The sequence below is a fragment of the Microbacterium sp. NPDC058269 genome (assembly GCF_042881445.1).
Classification (GTDB): Bacteria; Actinomycetota; Actinomycetes; order Actinomycetales; family Microbacteriaceae; genus Microbacterium.
Genome location: NZ_JBHVXT010000002.1, coordinates 729,956 through 745,102, shown reverse-complemented (window position 1 = coordinate 745,102; position 15,147 = coordinate 729,956). Strand labels below are relative to the sequence as shown.

Below are 15,147 nucleotides of genomic sequence, written 5' to 3'. Positions count from 1 at the left end.
TCGGCGGGGCAATCACCGGTTCACCCTACGGAGGTGAGGAGCGGAAGCGCCGAACTCGTCTCAGGATCACGAGCCGCCGCGGCTCCCTGTCGTCAGATCAGTTCGCTCACCAGCTGCTCGATACGCGCCCTGATGTCGTCGCGGATCGGGCGCACGGCGTCGATCCCCTGGCCTGCCGGGTCGTCGAGCTTCCAGTCCTCGTAGCGCTTGCCGGGGAAGAACGGGCAGGCGTCACCGCATCCCATCGTGATGACGACGTCCGATGCCTGCACGGCCTCGGTCGTGAGCACCTTCGGCTGCTCTGCGGTGATGTCGATCCCGAGTTCGCTCATGGCCTCGACGGCGGTCGGGTTGATCTGGTCGGCGGGCATGGATCCGGCGGAGCGGACCTCGATGCGGTCGCCGGCGATGTCGCGGAGAAACCCTGCGGCCATCTGCGAACGCCCCGCGTTGTGCACGCAGACGAAGAGGACGGAGGGCTTGGTGGTCGTGTCGGTCATGATTGCTCCCGGTTGGAGGGCGGTCAAGGAAGAAGGTCGTCGACGAGTGCGCGCACACGGTCGGCGATGTCGTCGCGGATGGCGTCCACACCCGCTCGAGAGGCGAGAGCGGGGTCGCCCACCGCCCAGTCGTCGTAGCGGACGCCGGGGATGATGGGGCAGACGTCGCCGCAGCCCATGGTGATGACGACGTCAGCCGCGCGGACGGCGTCATCGGTGAGCGGCTTCGGGAAGCGCTCTGCGGCCCGGTCGCCTTCGATCTCGGCGAGAAGCGAGCGGACGTGCGGGTGGATGACGTCGGCGGGAGCGGATCCTGCCGAGCGCGCGACGACCTTGCCTGCTGCGAGCTTGTTGACGAGCGCAGCGGCAAGCTGCGAACGGCCGGCGTTGGCGACGCAGACGAAGAGCACCTGGGGCACGGATGCGCTGCGGTCGCGGGTCAGGTCGGCGAGGCGCTGACGGGCGAAGCGTTCGGTGAGAGGCACGAGCGCCGACGTGACCCGGGCGCTGCGTGCGAGCGCGGTGTACGACTCGCGGACCGTCGTGAGCACGACATCGGCCTCGAGCTCAGGAACTTCCGCGGCGAGCTCCTCCGCGAGGCGGGTGACCCGCGCGTCGAAGTCCGGCCGCAGCTGACCATCGTCATCGACGTCCTCGGGCGCGACGGAGGCCGGCGCGAAGGAATCCAGCAATGCGGTCACTGCGCTGCGTCGACGCGGGTTGATCCGGTACCAGACCCACGTCCCGCGTCGCTCGGAGGTGAGGACATCGACGTCTTTGAGCACCTTGAGGTGGTGAGAGACGGTCGGCTGGGAGACGTCGGCGAGCTCGGCGAGGTCGCACACGCAGGACTCTCCCCGCGGGTCGGAGGCGATGGCCGACAGCATCCGCAGCCGCAGCGGATCCGACAGCGCCTTCAGCGTGGCCGCTACGGAGGTGGCAGCCTCCAATCCGATGGCATGGGTGGCGACGGGGCTGCAGGTGTCGGTGTCGGTCGTGACGGTGACGTTCATGACGGCATCCTCTCAGCGGTGTACGGGTCGGTGTGGAACCAGCGGCGAGCGGACCAGAGCGAGACATAGACGAGGCCGACCAGGACCGGGACCTCGATCAGCGGGCCGACGACCCCGGCGAGGGCCTGACCGGATGTCGCCCCGAAGGTGCCGATGGCGACGGCGATGGCGAGCTCGAAGTTGTTCCCTGCCGCCGTGAACGCCAGCGTCGACGAACGCGCGTACCCGAGCCCGAGCGCCTTTCCGGTGAACAGACCGACGAACCACATGACCGCGAAGTAGACCAGCAGTGGGAGCGCGATCCGGGCGACGTCCCACGGGCGGTTGGTGACCTGTTCGCCCTGGAGGGCGAACAGCAACACGATGGTGAAGAGCAGACCGTAGAGCGCCCACGGGCCGATCTTCGGCAGGAAGCTGTCCTCGTACCAGTCGCGCCCCTTCGTGCGCTCGCCGATGAAGCGCGAGGCGAAGCCGGCGACAAGCGGGATGCCGAGGAAGATCAGGACGTTCAACGCGATCTGCCAGACCGAGATCTCCAGCCCCTGCGAGTCCAGCCCCAGCCACCCGGGGAGGACTGTCAGGTAGAACCAGCCGAGGAGCGAGAACGCGACGACCTGGAAGACCGAGTTGATGGCGACGAGGACCGCTGCGGCTTCGCGGTCACCGCAGGCGAGGTCGTTCCAGATGACGACCATCGCGATGCAACGCGCGAGCCCGACGATGATGAGGCCCGTGCGGTACTCGGGCAGGTCGGGCAGAAACACCCAGGCGAGGGCGAACATCAGCGCGGGGCCGACGAGCCAGTTGAGCACCAACGACGAGACGAGGAGCTTCTTGTCTCCGGTGACCGCGGCGACCTTGTCGTAGCGGACCTTCGCGAGCACCGGATACATCATCACCAGCAGGCCCAGGGCGATGGGGATGGAGATCCCACCGACCTCGAGGCGGGCCAGAAGGTCCGAAACGCCGGGGATGAAGCGACCGACGACGATGCCGCCGACCATCGCCAGACCGATCCACAGCGGCAGCCAGCGGTCGAGAGTGGACAGGCGGCGGGTGGCCACCGTGGCGGTGGGCACGGTTGCGGTGTTCATGCAAAGGCCTTCTCGTCCTCGGTCGTCGCCACTGGTGCGGACTCATCACGTGCAGCCAGGTAATGCTGGGCATCCTGAGCGGCAGCGCATCCGGTGCCGGCAGCGGTGATGGCCTGGCGGTAGGTGTGGTCGACGAGGTCACCGGCTGCGAACACTCCCGACACATTCGTGCGGGTGGAGGGGTGCTCGACGAGCACGTATCCATCGGCATCGGTGTCGACGAGCCCGGCTACGATCTCGGAGCGCGGGTCGTGACCGATGGCGACGAAGACGCCGGTGGCCGCCAACTCGCGCTCATCGCCGGTGACGGTGTCGCGCAGGGTGACCGCTTCGACCTTCTCGGCCCCCACGAGGCCTGCGACTTCGCTGTTCCAGGCGACTTCGATCTTGGGGTGGTCGAGCACACGCCGGGCCATGATCTTCGAGGCGCGGAACTCGCCGCGGCGGTGTACGACCGTGACTTTCGATGCGAAGCGGGTGAGGAACAGGGCCTCCTCCATCGCGGAGTCTCCGCCGCCCACCACGACGATCTCCTGCTCACGGAAGAAGAAGCCGTCGCACGTCGCACACCAGGACACACCACGACCGGTGAGTCGCTCCTCATCCGGCAGCCCGAGCTTGCGGTAGGCGGAGCCCATCGTGAGGATGACGGCGCGGGCGAGGATGGTCTCCCCGGCGCCGGTGTCGACGGTCTTGATCGGTCCGTCGAGGTCGACCCGAATCGCATCGTCGAGGACGACGCGGGCGCCGAAGCGCTCCGCCTGCGCGCGCATCGACTCCATCAGTTCGGGTCCCTGGACGCCGTCGACGAAACCGGGGAAGTTCTCGACCTCTGTCGTGGTCATCAGCGCGCCGCCCGCGGTCACGGAACCGGCGAGCACCACGGGCGCGAGGCCGGCGCGAGCGGCGTACACGGCTGCGGTGTACCCGGCCGGCCCCGATCCGATGATCAGCAGTTCCACCTCTTGAATCGACATGTATCTATATTGACACCCATCGATATTGTTCGCAAGTGCGAGAGCTGGTCCGACTTTCCCCACAGTGGCACGCAAGAGGGAGCCTGTCCGTGTGCGGCGAACAGACTCCCTCAACGGCTGACTGCTAGTTGGCTCCGCCCCCACAGGGTTGCCCAGCGAGGGCGTGCGGTGCACACACGCGCAATCGGAGAGCTCCAGCTCGAGCTGAATCGTCACCGCGAGCGGGGAACCGTCACGGGGGTCCTCGACGGTGACGTGTTTCTCGATCAATTGATTCGACATGAATTCCCCTCAGACGACGGCGGCACGGATGGGCTGAAGCTGCACAAGCGGGGTCGCACAGCAGCTTCCGCCGCCGCTCGTGTCGAAGTCGCCCGCTCCACCGCAGACGCCGGTGTCCGGCAGGACGAGTTGGTTGCTCCGGGCAGCGATCACGTCGCCGGCGAGATGTGCGGCGACGCTTCGCGCCTGCTCGAAGCCGGTGAGGGCGAGGAACGTGGGAGCTCGGCCGTAGCTCTTCGCGCCGATGATGAAGAAGTTCTCTTCCGGCTGGGTGAGTTCGCGCGCTCCCGTGGCACCGATGGATCCGCAAGAGTGGATGTTCGGATCGATCTCAGCGGCTATCCCCGCCACCGCTTCCAGCGAAGCATCCACCGCCACTCGCAGCTCGGACAGGATGCTGAGGTCGGGGCGGAAGCCGGTCAAGGCGAATACACGAGAGACTCCGGCAACCTCCTTTCCGTTCTCCGCCGTGATCGTGAGCGAGCCCTCCACGTCTCGGAACTCGGACACGCGGAAGCCGTCGACGACGTCCACAAGTCCGGACTCGATGACCTTGCGCGCTCGCCCACCGAGCGCAGCACGCTCGGGGAGGTCATCCGCGGCACCGCCGCCGAACGCGCGCGTCGCCACCCCGCGGCGCATCAACCAGGTGATTCTCGTGTCCGGGTCTCGCCGAGCAAGTTCGCTCAGCCGGAGCACGGCATGGGCGGCGGAGTGCCCCGACCCGATGACGACGAGATGCTGCCCCGCGCATGCCGATACATCATCGGGGATGCGATAAGAGATCCGAGACGCTGCGCGCTTCTCACCGAGCGCGGGGAAGCCATCGGCCCCCGCCGGGTTCGGAAGCCCCCAAGTACCGCTGGCGTCGACCACGGCGCGGGCGGTGAGTCGGGCGTCCTTGCCGTCGGCATCGACGGTGTGCACGACGAACGGCTGGCTCTTGCGCCCTCCGTCGACGACCTTGTCGCGCCCCTGTCGCGCGACTCCGGTGACGGTCGTCCCGTACCGGACCCGGTCACCCAGCAGGTCAGCGAGTGGAGCCAGGTAGCTGCTCACCCACTCCGCCCCGGTTGGATACCCGGAAGCGGGTGCACTCCATCCCGTCGGCTCGAGGAGGCGGCGTGCAGCAGAGTCGGTCAGCTCCGGCCATGCCGAGAACAGGCGCACGTGCCCCCATTCGGAAACCGCGGCGGCAGGACCCTGCCCGCGCTCGACGACGATCACGTTCTCGTCGCGTTCGACAAGGTGCGCCGCGGCGGCGAGACCCTGCGGGCCCGCTCCGATGACGACGACAGGAAGTTCGGACATCACATCTCCTCAAATCGAAACTCTTCAATACGAAGACTCTCACTTACCTATCGAAGATTGTCAATACGTGTCAGAATAGATCCGTGACCCTGCCGACGACAATCGAAGCGCGCAGTTGCTGCGTCCCGCCCATCACCCCGGCGATGACCATCGACGACGCCGAACGCGTCGCACGCGTGTTCAAGGCGCTGGGCGACCCCACGCGGGTCAGGCTGCTGTCCCTCATCGCCGCCGGAGCAGGTGGCGAGGCATGCATCTGCGACCTGACGGAACCCGTCGGGCTCTCTCAGGGCACGGTCTCGCACCACATGAAGCTCCTCGCGGAGGCCGGTCTCGTGACGCGCGAACAGCGCGGCAAGTGGGCCTATTTCGCCCTCAACGGCGACGCGATGGACGCGGCGGCCGCCGCCCTCCGCGCGGTGTGAGCGTCTCGGTCATCCGAATTCGCGAAGCTCCGACGTCATCTCTCCGCCGGCGTCGCCCGTATTGACGGTGCCCTGCGGCTCGAAGAGGATCGCATCCACCTCTTCGTCGGCGCGTGGGCAGTGCTCGACGCCCTTCGGGACGACGAAGACATCGTTCGGGCCGAGCACGACATCGCGATCGCGCAACTGGATCGTCAGCTGCCCGCGCACCACCATGAACAGCTCGTCGGTGTCAGGGTGGGTGTGCCAGACGAACTCTCCGAGCAGCTTGACGACCTTGACGTCGTAGTCGTTGACGCTCGTCAGCCGATGCGGCTGCCAGTGCGCGGTGATGCTCGCCAGCGCCGCCTGCACGTTCCGCGTGTCTTCGTCTTCGTTCACGTCGTCAGCCTAGGCCGCCCTGCTCCACCGGTACTGTCGTGTGGGGAAGAACGGAGCCGAGCATGAACGCGATCGACGCTGTCGGCACCATCGCCGAGATCCTGTCCTGGATCGGACTCGGTGTGGGACTCCCCCTCCTCGTCGTCGTGTTCCTGGTGAAGGTGCACGACGGCGCCTGGCTGCCGCACGAGGTGGTCATCATCGAAGACGAGGACGGCTGGGCGCGCGCCCGCTGGTTCACCGCCGGAGACTTCTGGGAACGCCCGCTCCGCGCGGACGAGTCCGCCCACTGGCGCGGGCGGGAGGAAGCCGACGCGTTCATCAGCGCGCGACACCCGAGCCTGATGCGGTTCGAACCCCGACGACCCCTCCTGCATGCGTTCCAGGTACTCGGTATCACCCTGGCCGGCGTCGGTGCGGCCGCTGTCGTCCTGTCGGTCGTCCTCCTGTTCATCGGCTGACGTGTGCGGTGTCCGCGGATCACGATCCCGGGCAGGATGGGAGCATGCCTGAATCTCCGTTCGCCGCACGACCCTGGCTCGACTCCTACGCGGAGGGCGTCCCCGCCGAGATCGAGGAACCGTCGCAGACCCTGCCGGAGATGCTGGCAGCGAGCGTGAAGGCGTTCGGTCGGCGCCCGGCGCTGGACTTCTTCGGCGCGGTCACGACGTATCGCGAGCTCGGAGAGCAGGTCGAGCGTGCGGCCGAGGGTCTGCGGCGCCTCGGCGTCGGCCACGGCGACCGGGTCGCGCTGGTGCTGCCCAACTGCCCGCAGCATGTCGTGGCGTTCTACGCGATCCTCCGACTCGGCGCGATAGTGGTCGAGCACAACCCTCTCTACACCGCCCGCGAGCTGCGGCACCAGTTCGAGGATCACGGGGCGCGCATCGCCATCGTGTGGGACAAGGCCGTCGACACGATCGCCGGCTTCCCGGCAGATGTCAGGGTCGAGCACATCGTGAGCGTCGACATCACCGCGGCGATGCCGCTGTCGAAGCGCCTCGCTCTTCGCCTGCCCGTGCCCAAGGCACGCGAGTCGCGCGCAAAGCTGACCGGCACCCCGAAGGCTCGGCATCTCATCGCGTGGAAGAGCCTTGCCGATCACCGGCGGATCTCACGGCGGGTGCCGGGACCGACGCTGGACGACACCGCCCTGCTGCAGTACACCAGCGGCACCACGGGTGTCCCGAAGGGGGCGATCCTCACCCACTCGAACCTCCGCGCCAACGCGATGCAGGGACGAGCATGGGTGCCCGGCCTCGTCGACGGCGAGGAGACGTTCTACGGCGTGCTGCCGTTGTTCCACGCCTACGGAATGACCCTGTGCCTGACCTTCGCGATGAGCATCGGGGCGAGGCTCGTGCTCTTCCCCGCGTTCGACCTGGGTCTGGTCACGGCGGCGACACGTTCGGCCCCGCCCACCTTCCTCCCCGCCGTCCCGCCGATCTATGACGCTCTGGCTCGCGCGGCCGCCCGCGGCACGATCGACCTCTCGGCGGTCCGCTTCGCGATTTCCGGAGCCATGAGCCTTCCGGTCGCCACGGTGAAGCGCTGGGAGGAGGCGACCGGCGGCCTGCTCGTCGAGGGCTACGGCATGACCGAGAGCTCACCGGTCGCGCTCGGCAACCCGATGGGTCCCACGCGTCGTCCCGGCACGGTCGGCGTGCCGTTCCCGAGCACGGAGATCCGCGTCGTCGATCCCGCAGACCCGACCGTCGACGTACCGCCCGGCGAGGCCGGCGAACTCCTGATCCGCGGCCCGCAGGTCTTCCAGGGGTACTGGGGGCGTCCGGGCGAGACGGCCGACGCCCTGCTGCCCGACGGCTGGCTCCGATCGGGCGACATCGCCCAGGTCTCCTCCGACGGCTTCGTGAGCATCGTCGACCGCCTCAAGGAACTCATCATCACCGGCGGCTTCAACGTGTCGCCCAGCGAAGTGGAAGACACGCTCGTGGCGCACCCCGATGTCGTCGCCGCAGCGGTCGTCGGTCTTCCACGACCCCATGGCGGAGAAGAGGTCGCCGCCGCCGTGGTGCTCCGCGACGGTGCGACTCTCGACGTGGATACGCTGCGCGACTTCTGCCGCACCCGGCTCACCCCCTACAAGGTGCCGCGCCGCATCACCGCCGTCGACGACCTCCCCCGCTCGCTCATCGGCAAGGTGCTGCGTCGTCAGGTGCGAGACGCACTGCTCGCAGATCGCTGACGCACGCCTCACCGCGCATACCTCCTAGAGCGGGCTGGCCAGCACCTCGTCGAGCACACGCCAGCTGTCGTCACCTCCCGGCCCTGACCCGCCGGAGAGGGTCACCAGCGCCTTCCACAGGGCCCATCCTCGAGCGCGCTGCCACGTAGCGATATCGAGGCCGACGACGTCGCGGAACGCGTCACGTGCGTCCCCCTCGAAGTACGTCCACGCCATGACGAGGTCGCACGCAGGGTCACCGACCCCGCAGGTGCCGAAGTCGATCATCGCCGACAGGCGTCCCTCGCTGACGAGGAGATTGCCGACAGCAACGTCGCCATGGAACCAGACGGGCGGGAGGTCCCAGGCGCTGGTGGTCGCGGTGAGCCATACACTCCGGCAGTGTTCCGCATCCACTTTGCCGTGCAGCTGCTCGAGCGCGGCGTGAACGTCGTCGCTGTACGCGCTCGGATGTGAGCCTCGGTAGAACGAGTGCCTTCCGGCCGCCGTACCCGCGTCGGTGGGGAGAGACATGAGAGCGCGGAGGAGGCTCCCGAGATCGATGGCGAGTTGCACGCGATCGATCCCGGCTGATTCGTCGACTGTGTCGCCGGCCAGCCAACGGCGGATGGACCACGGGAACGGATAGCCCCGGCCGGGCTCCCCGAGCGCCACGACTGAGGGAACAGAGACGGGGAGCCTTCCGTCAAGAAAATCGAGCGCTCTGCTCTCCTTCTGAACCGCTGCCGCATAGGACTCCGCACGGGGAAGCCGAACAGACAAGTCGTCGCCCAGGCGAAACGTCCTGTTATCCCACCCTTGACGCACCACCGCGCGAACGGGCATGTTCGCCCAGCGGGGGAACTGCTCCTCGACGAGCTCAGCCACCACGCGCTCATCGACATCGACCGGTCGGCTCACCCCTAGATACTCCCAGACGAAGTGCTCGAACCGCTTCCGGGCAACACCAGTGGGAGACACCGCCTCGGCCGATCGCCGAGCCCTCAGGCCCCGTCAGTCCACACGTGACGAGAGCTCCTCCGCGAGCTGCGAAAGCCGCCTCCCCGCGTCGGAGAGCCGCGTGACGCCTGCTTCCAGGGACGCCAGCCTCGACGGAGGAGCATCGTGGCTGCGCGCGATCTGCAGGTTCGCTCGAAGGTTCAGTGCGGTACCGGACAGCCCGGCTCTGAGCGCTTCGACCGCGACCGCGAGATCTACCGCGAGGTGAGGGTTCCCGGCCGCCGCCAGCACTCTCGCGTCGGACACCAGCGCGACTCCGATCATGCCGAGCTTCGCCACGGATTCGGCGGCATCGACGGCACCCTCGCGCACGCGCTCATCGCGATCGGGGTCTTCTGCGGGCAGTGCCAGCGCGGCCCCGAAGCGTGCCGACACGATGCCATCCGCTTCGACCGCTTCCAGAGCCTCACGTCGTTCTCGAGCCAGCCGATCGCCGCAGTCCGACGCGGTCGGGTCGTCGGGGGTGTACGCGGCCACCATTCCCATCAGCGATGTTGCGATGCCGAGCATCACCCCGGAGGCCGCTCCGCCGCCGGGGGAGCCATGCGGCTGGCTGAGGGCGTCGAGCCACGCATCCATGGGTCGAGAAGTCGGGATCTCGGCCGGATCCTTCACGAGGCCACCGCCCGTGCTCCCCTGGCGAGCCCTGTTCTCGGGGTGATCTGCCCGTGCGAAGTGTGAAAACCGATGAACGTCATGGTTCGAGTCTTCCGACCGGCGGTGGCGATCGGTAGTGGTGGACACGTCGTGGCCGGCCTGCGAGGATGCGCCCGCTAACGCACGGCCACCGACAGCCGACAGTCACCCCCGACAGCCCAGGACGGGCCGTCGGGTCCGTGCTCCCCGGAACACGGACGAATCTTTCCAGGATGGAGCCCATGATCGTCCTCACGCGCCTGAACCGTTCGCGGTTCGCGGTGAACCCCGACCTGATCGAACGTGTCCAGGCGACGCCGGACACGACGCTCATCATGGTCGACGGTGCGACCTTCGTCGTCACCGAGACGATGGATGACGTGATCGCCCAGATCACCCGCTTCCGCGCCGGAGTGCTCGCCACAGCCGCCGCCATGATCAACGCTGCCGGAACGGATTCCGCGGCCCCCGATTCCGAGGTCGGTCTCTGATGGATCCGTCTCTCATCCTCGGACTGGTCCTCGCGTTCGGCGCCCTGATCGCCATGATCAACCTCGAAGGCGCGACCATCGGATCGCTGCTGATCCCCGCCCCGATGGTGCTGGTCTTCGGAGCCACCATCGCCGTCGGCATCGCGAGCGGCACCGTGCGCGATGCGCTGCATGCGGTCAAGTCGCTCCCCCGCGCCTTCCGCGGCGAGCGCCGCACCGCGTCGAGCATGATCGACACGGTGGTCGGCTACGCCGAGAAGGCGCGCGCCGAAGGGCTCCTCGCCCTCGAGCAGGGACTCGAGGACGAGAAGGACCCGTTCCTGCGCCAGGCACTGCAGAGCATCGCCGACGGCACCGACGCCGAAGACCTGCGAACGCTGCTGGAGGATGAGCTCACCTCGACCGCCGCCCGCAACCGCACCGCCTCACGCTTCTACATGACGCTCGGCGGCTTCGCGCCCACGGTCGGCATCATCGGCACCGTCGTCTCCCTCACGCACGTGCTGGAGAAGCTCGACAAGCCCGACACGCTCGGTCCCATGATCGCGACAGCATTCGTCGCGACGCTGTGGGGTCTGCTCTCGGCCAACTTCATCTGGCTGCCCATCGGCGGACGCCTCCAGCGTCTCGGCGAGCTCGAGCTCGAACGCATGACCGTGCTCATGGAGGGCATGCTCGCGATCCAGGCCGGCGCCCCGCCGCAGTTCGTCGGCGAGCGCCTGCGAGCCCTCGTGTCCGAGCGCTCCTCCGCCCGCTCTGGCCGTCGCGCCCGCACCCGAGCAGCCGAGGAGACGGAGCAGGCGTCATGAGCGTCCGTGCCCGTCGCCGCGTGCCGCAGGAGGAGCACAGCGGTCCGGACGAGCGGTGGATGGCGTCGTACATGGACATGGTGACGGTGCTGATGTGCATGTTCATCGTGCTGTTCGCGATGTCCACGGTCGACCAGGAGAAGTTCGAGGCGCTCAGCGCCTCCCTCGCCACCGGTTTCGGGCAGGAGCCGTCGGACGAGATCGACGCCACGACGGGTGTGGTCGTGCCCCCTGAGCTGGTCGACGAGAAGGGCGAGGACTTCGCCGACATCGACCTCGCCGCCGCGCAGACCGAGTTCGACGAGCTGTCGGCTCTGCGTGAGCGCCTGCGTCAGGTGCTCGCCGAGAACGGGCTCGAAGCCGACGTCACCTTCACGATCGACGAGCGCGGCCTCACGATCGGCCTCGTGAGCGCCGAGACCTTCTTCGACACGAACAGCACGACCCTCAGCGCGAAAGCTCTCCTCGTCCTCGACGCGCTCGGCTCGGTGCTGGTCACCGCCACCAACGAGATCTCGGTCGAAGGTCACGCCGACGTCCGCGGATCGGTCGCACCGTACCCCACCAACTGGGAGCTGTCCGCCGGTCGCTCGACCCAGGTGCTGCGGCATCTCGTCGAGGCCTCGGGGCTTCCTCCGGCGCACCTGAAGTCGGTCGGCTTCGGCGACACTCGCCCGGTCGCAGCGGGTGACGCTCCCGAGGCGCTGGCCCAGAACAGACGGGTCGACATCGTCGTCCTCTCCGATGCGAACGAGGAGGTGCGCGCGCTCATCCCCCAGGCACAGGCGGGAAAGCCGTCCTCCTGACCCACCCCCTCACCTAACGCACGCCGATCACCGCCCGATAGTCCGGTTCGTGGTGATCGAGGACAGCGTGCGCTCCGAAGTGCGCGCAGGGACGGCGACGAAGACCGCCGAAGTCGAGGTGTACGACTTCGGCCGTTCGGCGACTCTCTCGCGTGAGCACACCCGCGCCCTGGAGCTGGCGTTCGAGACGTTCTCCCGCCAGTGGTCCGCGCAGCTCTCCGCCAAGATCCACGTGCGCGCCACCATCGCGGTCGAGCACGTCGGGATGATGACGTACGGCGAATACGCCCAGTCGCTGCCGACCACGACCACGATGATCGTGTGCGCGCTCCCCGACTCCGAAGAGCGCCTCATCGTGCAGCTGCCGACCTCGGCCGCGACCGCCTGGATCGTGCAGATGGTGGGCGGACGGGCATCCGCCGCCTCCGAGGACCGCACCTTCACTCCGATCGAGCAGGCCCTGATCCGCTCGCTCATCGTCGACGCGATCGACCACCTCACCGGAGCACTCGACGGTCTGCTCCCGACCGGGGTCTCGTTCAGCGGCATCCAGTACAGCTCGCAGTTCGCCCAGGTCGCGGCATCCGGCGAGCCCGTCATCGTCGCACGTTTCTCTATGCGCCTCGCCGGGCGCACCGTGCCGACGAGCGTGATGCTGCCGGCCTCCGTGCTCGCCGGCTTCACCGTGCGTCCCTCCGACGACGAGCGCTCCGCCGCCCCGGCCCTCATCCGCCGTCAGGTCGAGGTGGCACCGGTCGAGCTCGCCCTGCGACTCGCACCGCGGGCCGTGCTGCCGCGTGAGGTGCTGGATCTGTCCGTCGGCGACGTCATCGCGTTCCCGCATTCCGCCGATCGTCCGATGGTCCTCGCCGTCGGCGATCAGACCGTCGCCACGGCGGCCGTGGGCAGCGCAGGGGCACGGCTGGCCTGCGTCGTCACCACCACCATCCCCGATCCCGCTTTCGCCGAGGAGCCCGCGTGACCAGCACCACCACCTACGAGTCCGCCGTCGCCGCTGCCTTCGCCGCGTCGCTGCCGACCGCCTCTCCTCTCGTCGCGCGCCCCTCGCAGGTCTCCGGCGACACCGGCGACGCCCTGATCGTGCAGTTCGTCGGCGAGGCGAGCGCGCAGCTGGCCGTTCAGCTGTTCGAACCCGACACCCTGGTCGACGGCCTCGGGGGCACCCCGCTCGCCGATCGGCTGCGCGATGCACTCGAGACCTCGACAAGCGCACTGGGCTCCGGTGCTCTCGGGGAGGCGACGATCGGCGACGCCTCCGCGCTCTTCGCCGACCCGGCGGTGCAGCTGTTCGATCTGCAGGACGACGCCGACCACACGATCGGCCGCCTCGCCGTCGTCGTCACCCGTGCACCCGCCGGCGCGTCGCACTCCTCGCGCCGGCTGCACCGGATCGCGGGCGTCGAGATGGAGCTCACGGTCGAGATCGGACGCACCAGGATGGCGGTGCGCGACGTGCTCGATCTGGAACCCGGACGCATCGTCGAACTCGACCGCTCCGCCGGCGCTCCCGCCGACATCAAGCTCAACGGACGTATCATCGCGCACGGCGAGGTCGTCGTCGTCGACCAGGACTATGCGGTGCGCATCACCCGCATCCTCGAGAACGTCGAGGCCTGACCCTGGACGACCTCCTGCTCGGCCTCCGGGTCGTGCTCTCGCTCGCCGCAGTGCTCGGGGTGCTGTGGTACCTGCAGCGTCGTGTCGCGCGCACGCAGGCGCGTCGACGCGACAGCGAGGCGATCACGGTGCTCGGACGCCAGGGGGTCGGACCGAAGGCGCAGATCGTGGTGATCCAGACAGAGGATGCCCGGTATGTGCTCGGCGTCACCGAGCACGGTGTGAACGTCGTCGACCGCCTGCCGGTCAAGCCTCTGGATCAGCCCGACGAGACACGTCGTCCGACGTGGTCGGCGACCTCCGAGGCGGCGTCGGACGCCGAGGAGTTCGACCGCATCCTCGCGGCGACCGCCCTGACCGAATCGACGTCCGCCTCCCCCGCGACGGCGGCACCCCAGCGCCGGGTGCGGCACCGGAACGACCCGCTGCGCGGATCCATCCTCTCCCCCGAAACCTGGCGGCAGACCGCCGAGGCCATCCGGCGCACGCGATGAGCGTCCCCGGTGGGGTCGTCGACGGGCGAGCGCTGCGACGAATCGCGCTGATCCTCGCCGCTGCGCTCGCGCTGGTCGTCATCATCACCCTCCTCACGGGCACGGCCGCCCATGCACAGGTGACCCCGGACGACCCGGGCGAGGGCATCACGATCGACATCAACGGCGTCGACGGCGGCCCCTCCGGCTCGATCCTGACCCTGCTGGGCATCACGCTGCTCTCGGTCGCCCCGGCACTCCTTCTGATGATGTCGTCGTTCACGAAGATCTTCGTGGTGCTGGCGATGACGAGGAACGCCCTTTCGCTGCCGACCATCCCTCCGAACCAGGTGCTGGCCGGTCTGTCGCTCTTCCTGTCGCTGTTCATCATGTGGCCGGTGCTGACCGAGATCAACACGGTGGCGGTACAGCCCTACATCGACGGCACGCTCACCTTCACGCAGGCCATCGACGTCGGCCAGCTGCCGCTTCAGGAGTGGATGCTCCGCTTCACCCGCGAGGAGGACCTCGCCCTGATGACGCGCATGGCGGGTCAACCCAACCCCGAAGACCCCTCGAGTGTCCCGATGTACACACTCATCCCCGCGTTCATGATCTCCGAGCTGCGGGCTGCGTTCATCATCGGCTTCGTGATCTTCATCCCGTTCCTGGTGATCGACCTCGTCGTGGCCGCGGCGCTCATGTCGATGGGCATGATGATGCTCCCGCCCGTGATGATCTCCTTGCCGTTCAAGATCCTGCTGTTCATCCTCGTGGACGGGTGGGGGCTCATCATCCGGGCACTCCTGGAGAGTTACGGAGGGGTCGGATGAGTCCCGAGGCCGTCATCGACATCGGCACGCAAGGGCTGATCATCGCGGCGAAGCTGGCGGCGCCCGTGCTGGTCACCGCTCTCGTGGTGGGTTTCGCCATCTCCCTGCTGCAATCCATCACCCAGGTGCAGGAGGTGACGCTGTCGTTCGTGCCGAAGATCGTCGCGGTCGGCATCGCCCTGCTCATCGCCGGCAACTGGATGATCGCGGAGATGATCGCGTTCACGAACGAGATGTTCGCCCGCATCCCCTCGCTGCTGAGCGGATGACGGC

General features: G+C 68.2%; 19 protein-coding genes. 11 read left to right on the top strand and 8 right to left on the bottom strand.

The window, feature by feature from the left end; translation table 11 throughout:
• Positions 1 to 92: 92 nt before the first annotated feature.
• From ACFVWL_RS11990 to ACFVWL_RS11970, 5 genes are all read right to left on the bottom strand, one after another.
• Positions 93 to 500, bottom strand: a complete 408-nt coding sequence (locus ACFVWL_RS11990; protein ID WP_387182790.1) for an arsenate reductase ArsC — start codon at positions 498 to 500, stop codon at positions 93 to 95.
• 23 nt (positions 501 to 523) lie between these two features.
• Complete coding sequence (locus ACFVWL_RS11985) at positions 524 to 1,513, bottom strand: metalloregulator ArsR/SmtB family transcription factor (protein ID WP_387182788.1); 990 nt, start codon at positions 1,511 to 1,513, stop codon at positions 524 to 526.
• The gene (arsB, locus tag ACFVWL_RS11980; RefSeq protein ID WP_387182786.1) at positions 1,510 to 2,607 is read right to left on the bottom strand and encodes an ACR3 family arsenite efflux transporter; all 1,098 of its coding nucleotides are present in this window, start codon (positions 2,605 to 2,607) and stop codon (positions 1,510 to 1,512) included. The genes ACFVWL_RS11985 and arsB overlap by 4 nt, the downstream gene beginning before the upstream one ends.
• On the bottom strand, positions 2,604 to 3,584 hold the full coding sequence (gene trxB, locus ACFVWL_RS11975; RefSeq protein WP_387182783.1) for a thioredoxin-disulfide reductase: 981 nt from the start codon (positions 3,582 to 3,584) through the stop codon (positions 2,604 to 2,606). The genes arsB and trxB overlap by 4 nt, the downstream gene beginning before the upstream one ends.
• Positions 3,585 to 3,875: 291 nt before the next feature.
• Positions 3,876 to 5,177 carry an NAD(P)-binding domain-containing protein gene (locus ACFVWL_RS11970; protein ID WP_387182780.1) on the bottom strand — a complete coding sequence of 434 codons (1,302 nt, stop codon included), beginning with the start codon at positions 5,175 to 5,177 and terminating at the stop codon, positions 3,876 to 3,878.
• An 83-nt stretch (positions 5,178 to 5,260) separates the two neighbouring features.
• Between ACFVWL_RS11970 and ACFVWL_RS11965 the strand changes: the two genes are divergently transcribed.
• Positions 5,261 to 5,602 carry an ArsR/SmtB family transcription factor gene (locus ACFVWL_RS11965; RefSeq protein ID WP_387182777.1) on the top strand — a complete coding sequence of 114 codons (342 nt, stop codon included), beginning with the start codon at positions 5,261 to 5,263 and terminating at the stop codon, positions 5,600 to 5,602.
• 9 nt (positions 5,603 to 5,611) lie between these two features.
• Here ACFVWL_RS11965 and ACFVWL_RS11960 read toward each other — a convergent pair whose 3' ends face one another.
• Positions 5,612 to 5,983 carry a cupin domain-containing protein gene (locus ACFVWL_RS11960; RefSeq protein ID WP_387182774.1) on the bottom strand — a complete coding sequence of 124 codons (372 nt, stop codon included), beginning with the start codon at positions 5,981 to 5,983 and terminating at the stop codon, positions 5,612 to 5,614.
• A 62-nt stretch (positions 5,984 to 6,045) separates the two neighbouring features.
• Here ACFVWL_RS11960 and ACFVWL_RS11955 point away from each other — a divergent pair, with 62 nt between their 5' ends.
• Together ACFVWL_RS11955 and ACFVWL_RS11950 are read left to right on the top strand one after the other, a co-directional pair.
• Positions 6,046 to 6,444, top strand: a complete 399-nt coding sequence (locus ACFVWL_RS11955) for a hypothetical protein (protein ID WP_387182771.1) — start codon at positions 6,046 to 6,048, stop codon at positions 6,442 to 6,444.
• A gap of 44 nt (positions 6,445 to 6,488) precedes the next feature.
• Positions 6,489 to 8,189, top strand: coding sequence for a long-chain-fatty-acid--CoA ligase (locus ACFVWL_RS11950; RefSeq protein WP_387182768.1), 1,701 nt, complete (start codon positions 6,489 to 6,491; stop codon positions 8,187 to 8,189).
• 24 nt (positions 8,190 to 8,213) lie between these two features.
• Here the strand turns inward: ACFVWL_RS11950 and ACFVWL_RS11945 are convergent, their stop codons facing one another.
• Complete coding sequence (locus ACFVWL_RS11945) at positions 8,214 to 9,089, bottom strand: aminoglycoside phosphotransferase family protein (protein WP_387182766.1); 876 nt, start codon at positions 9,087 to 9,089, stop codon at positions 8,214 to 8,216.
• 93 nt (positions 9,090 to 9,182) lie between these two features.
• Positions 9,183 to 9,767 carry a cyclodeaminase/cyclohydrolase family protein gene (locus ACFVWL_RS11940; protein WP_387182764.1) on the bottom strand — a complete coding sequence of 195 codons (585 nt, stop codon included), beginning with the start codon at positions 9,765 to 9,767 and terminating at the stop codon, positions 9,183 to 9,185.
• 299 nt (positions 9,768 to 10,066) lie between these two features.
• On the opposite strand from ACFVWL_RS11940, the gene ACFVWL_RS11935 reads away from it, so the two are divergent.
• The 8 genes from ACFVWL_RS11935 to fliQ are packed head-to-tail and all read left to right on the top strand — an operon-like array spanning position 10,067 to position 15,143.
• A complete protein-coding gene (locus ACFVWL_RS11935; protein WP_387182761.1) occupies positions 10,067 to 10,315 on the top strand; it encodes a flagellar FlbD family protein in 249 nt (82 codons plus the stop codon).
• The gene (locus ACFVWL_RS11930; RefSeq protein ID WP_017828232.1) at positions 10,315 to 11,124 is read left to right on the top strand and encodes a motility protein A; all 810 of its coding nucleotides are present in this window, start codon (positions 10,315 to 10,317) and stop codon (positions 11,122 to 11,124) included. The genes ACFVWL_RS11935 and ACFVWL_RS11930 overlap by 1 nt, the downstream gene beginning before the upstream one ends.
• Entirely contained in the window at positions 11,121 to 11,930 is an 810-nt protein-coding gene (locus tag ACFVWL_RS11925) for a flagellar motor protein MotB (protein ID WP_387182758.1), read from the top strand. Before ACFVWL_RS11930 ends, ACFVWL_RS11925 begins: the two co-directional genes overlap by 4 nt.
• 49 nt (positions 11,931 to 11,979) lie before the next feature.
• Positions 11,980 to 12,912 carry a flagellar motor switch protein FliM gene (locus ACFVWL_RS11920; protein WP_387182755.1) on the top strand — a complete coding sequence of 311 codons (933 nt, stop codon included), beginning with the start codon at positions 11,980 to 11,982 and terminating at the stop codon, positions 12,910 to 12,912.
• On the top strand, positions 12,909 to 13,568 hold the full coding sequence (gene fliN, locus ACFVWL_RS11915; protein ID WP_387182752.1) for a flagellar motor switch protein FliN: 660 nt from the start codon (positions 12,909 to 12,911) through the stop codon (positions 13,566 to 13,568). The genes ACFVWL_RS11920 and fliN overlap by 4 nt, the downstream gene beginning before the upstream one ends.
• Before the next feature lie 32 nt (positions 13,569 to 13,600).
• Complete coding sequence (locus tag ACFVWL_RS11910) at positions 13,601 to 14,062, top strand: FliO/MopB family protein (RefSeq protein WP_387182749.1); 462 nt, start codon at positions 13,601 to 13,603, stop codon at positions 14,060 to 14,062.
• Positions 14,059 to 14,874: a flagellar type III secretion system pore protein FliP gene (gene fliP, locus ACFVWL_RS11905; protein ID WP_387182746.1), complete on the top strand. Its 816-nt coding sequence runs from the start codon at positions 14,059 to 14,061 to the stop codon at positions 14,872 to 14,874. The genes ACFVWL_RS11910 and fliP overlap by 4 nt, the downstream gene beginning before the upstream one ends.
• Positions 14,871 to 15,143 carry a flagellar biosynthesis protein FliQ gene (gene fliQ / locus ACFVWL_RS11900; RefSeq protein ID WP_017828226.1) on the top strand — a complete coding sequence of 91 codons (273 nt, stop codon included), beginning with the start codon at positions 14,871 to 14,873 and terminating at the stop codon, positions 15,141 to 15,143. The genes fliP and fliQ overlap by 4 nt, the downstream gene beginning before the upstream one ends.
• Positions 15,144 to 15,147 lie beyond the last annotated feature (4 nt).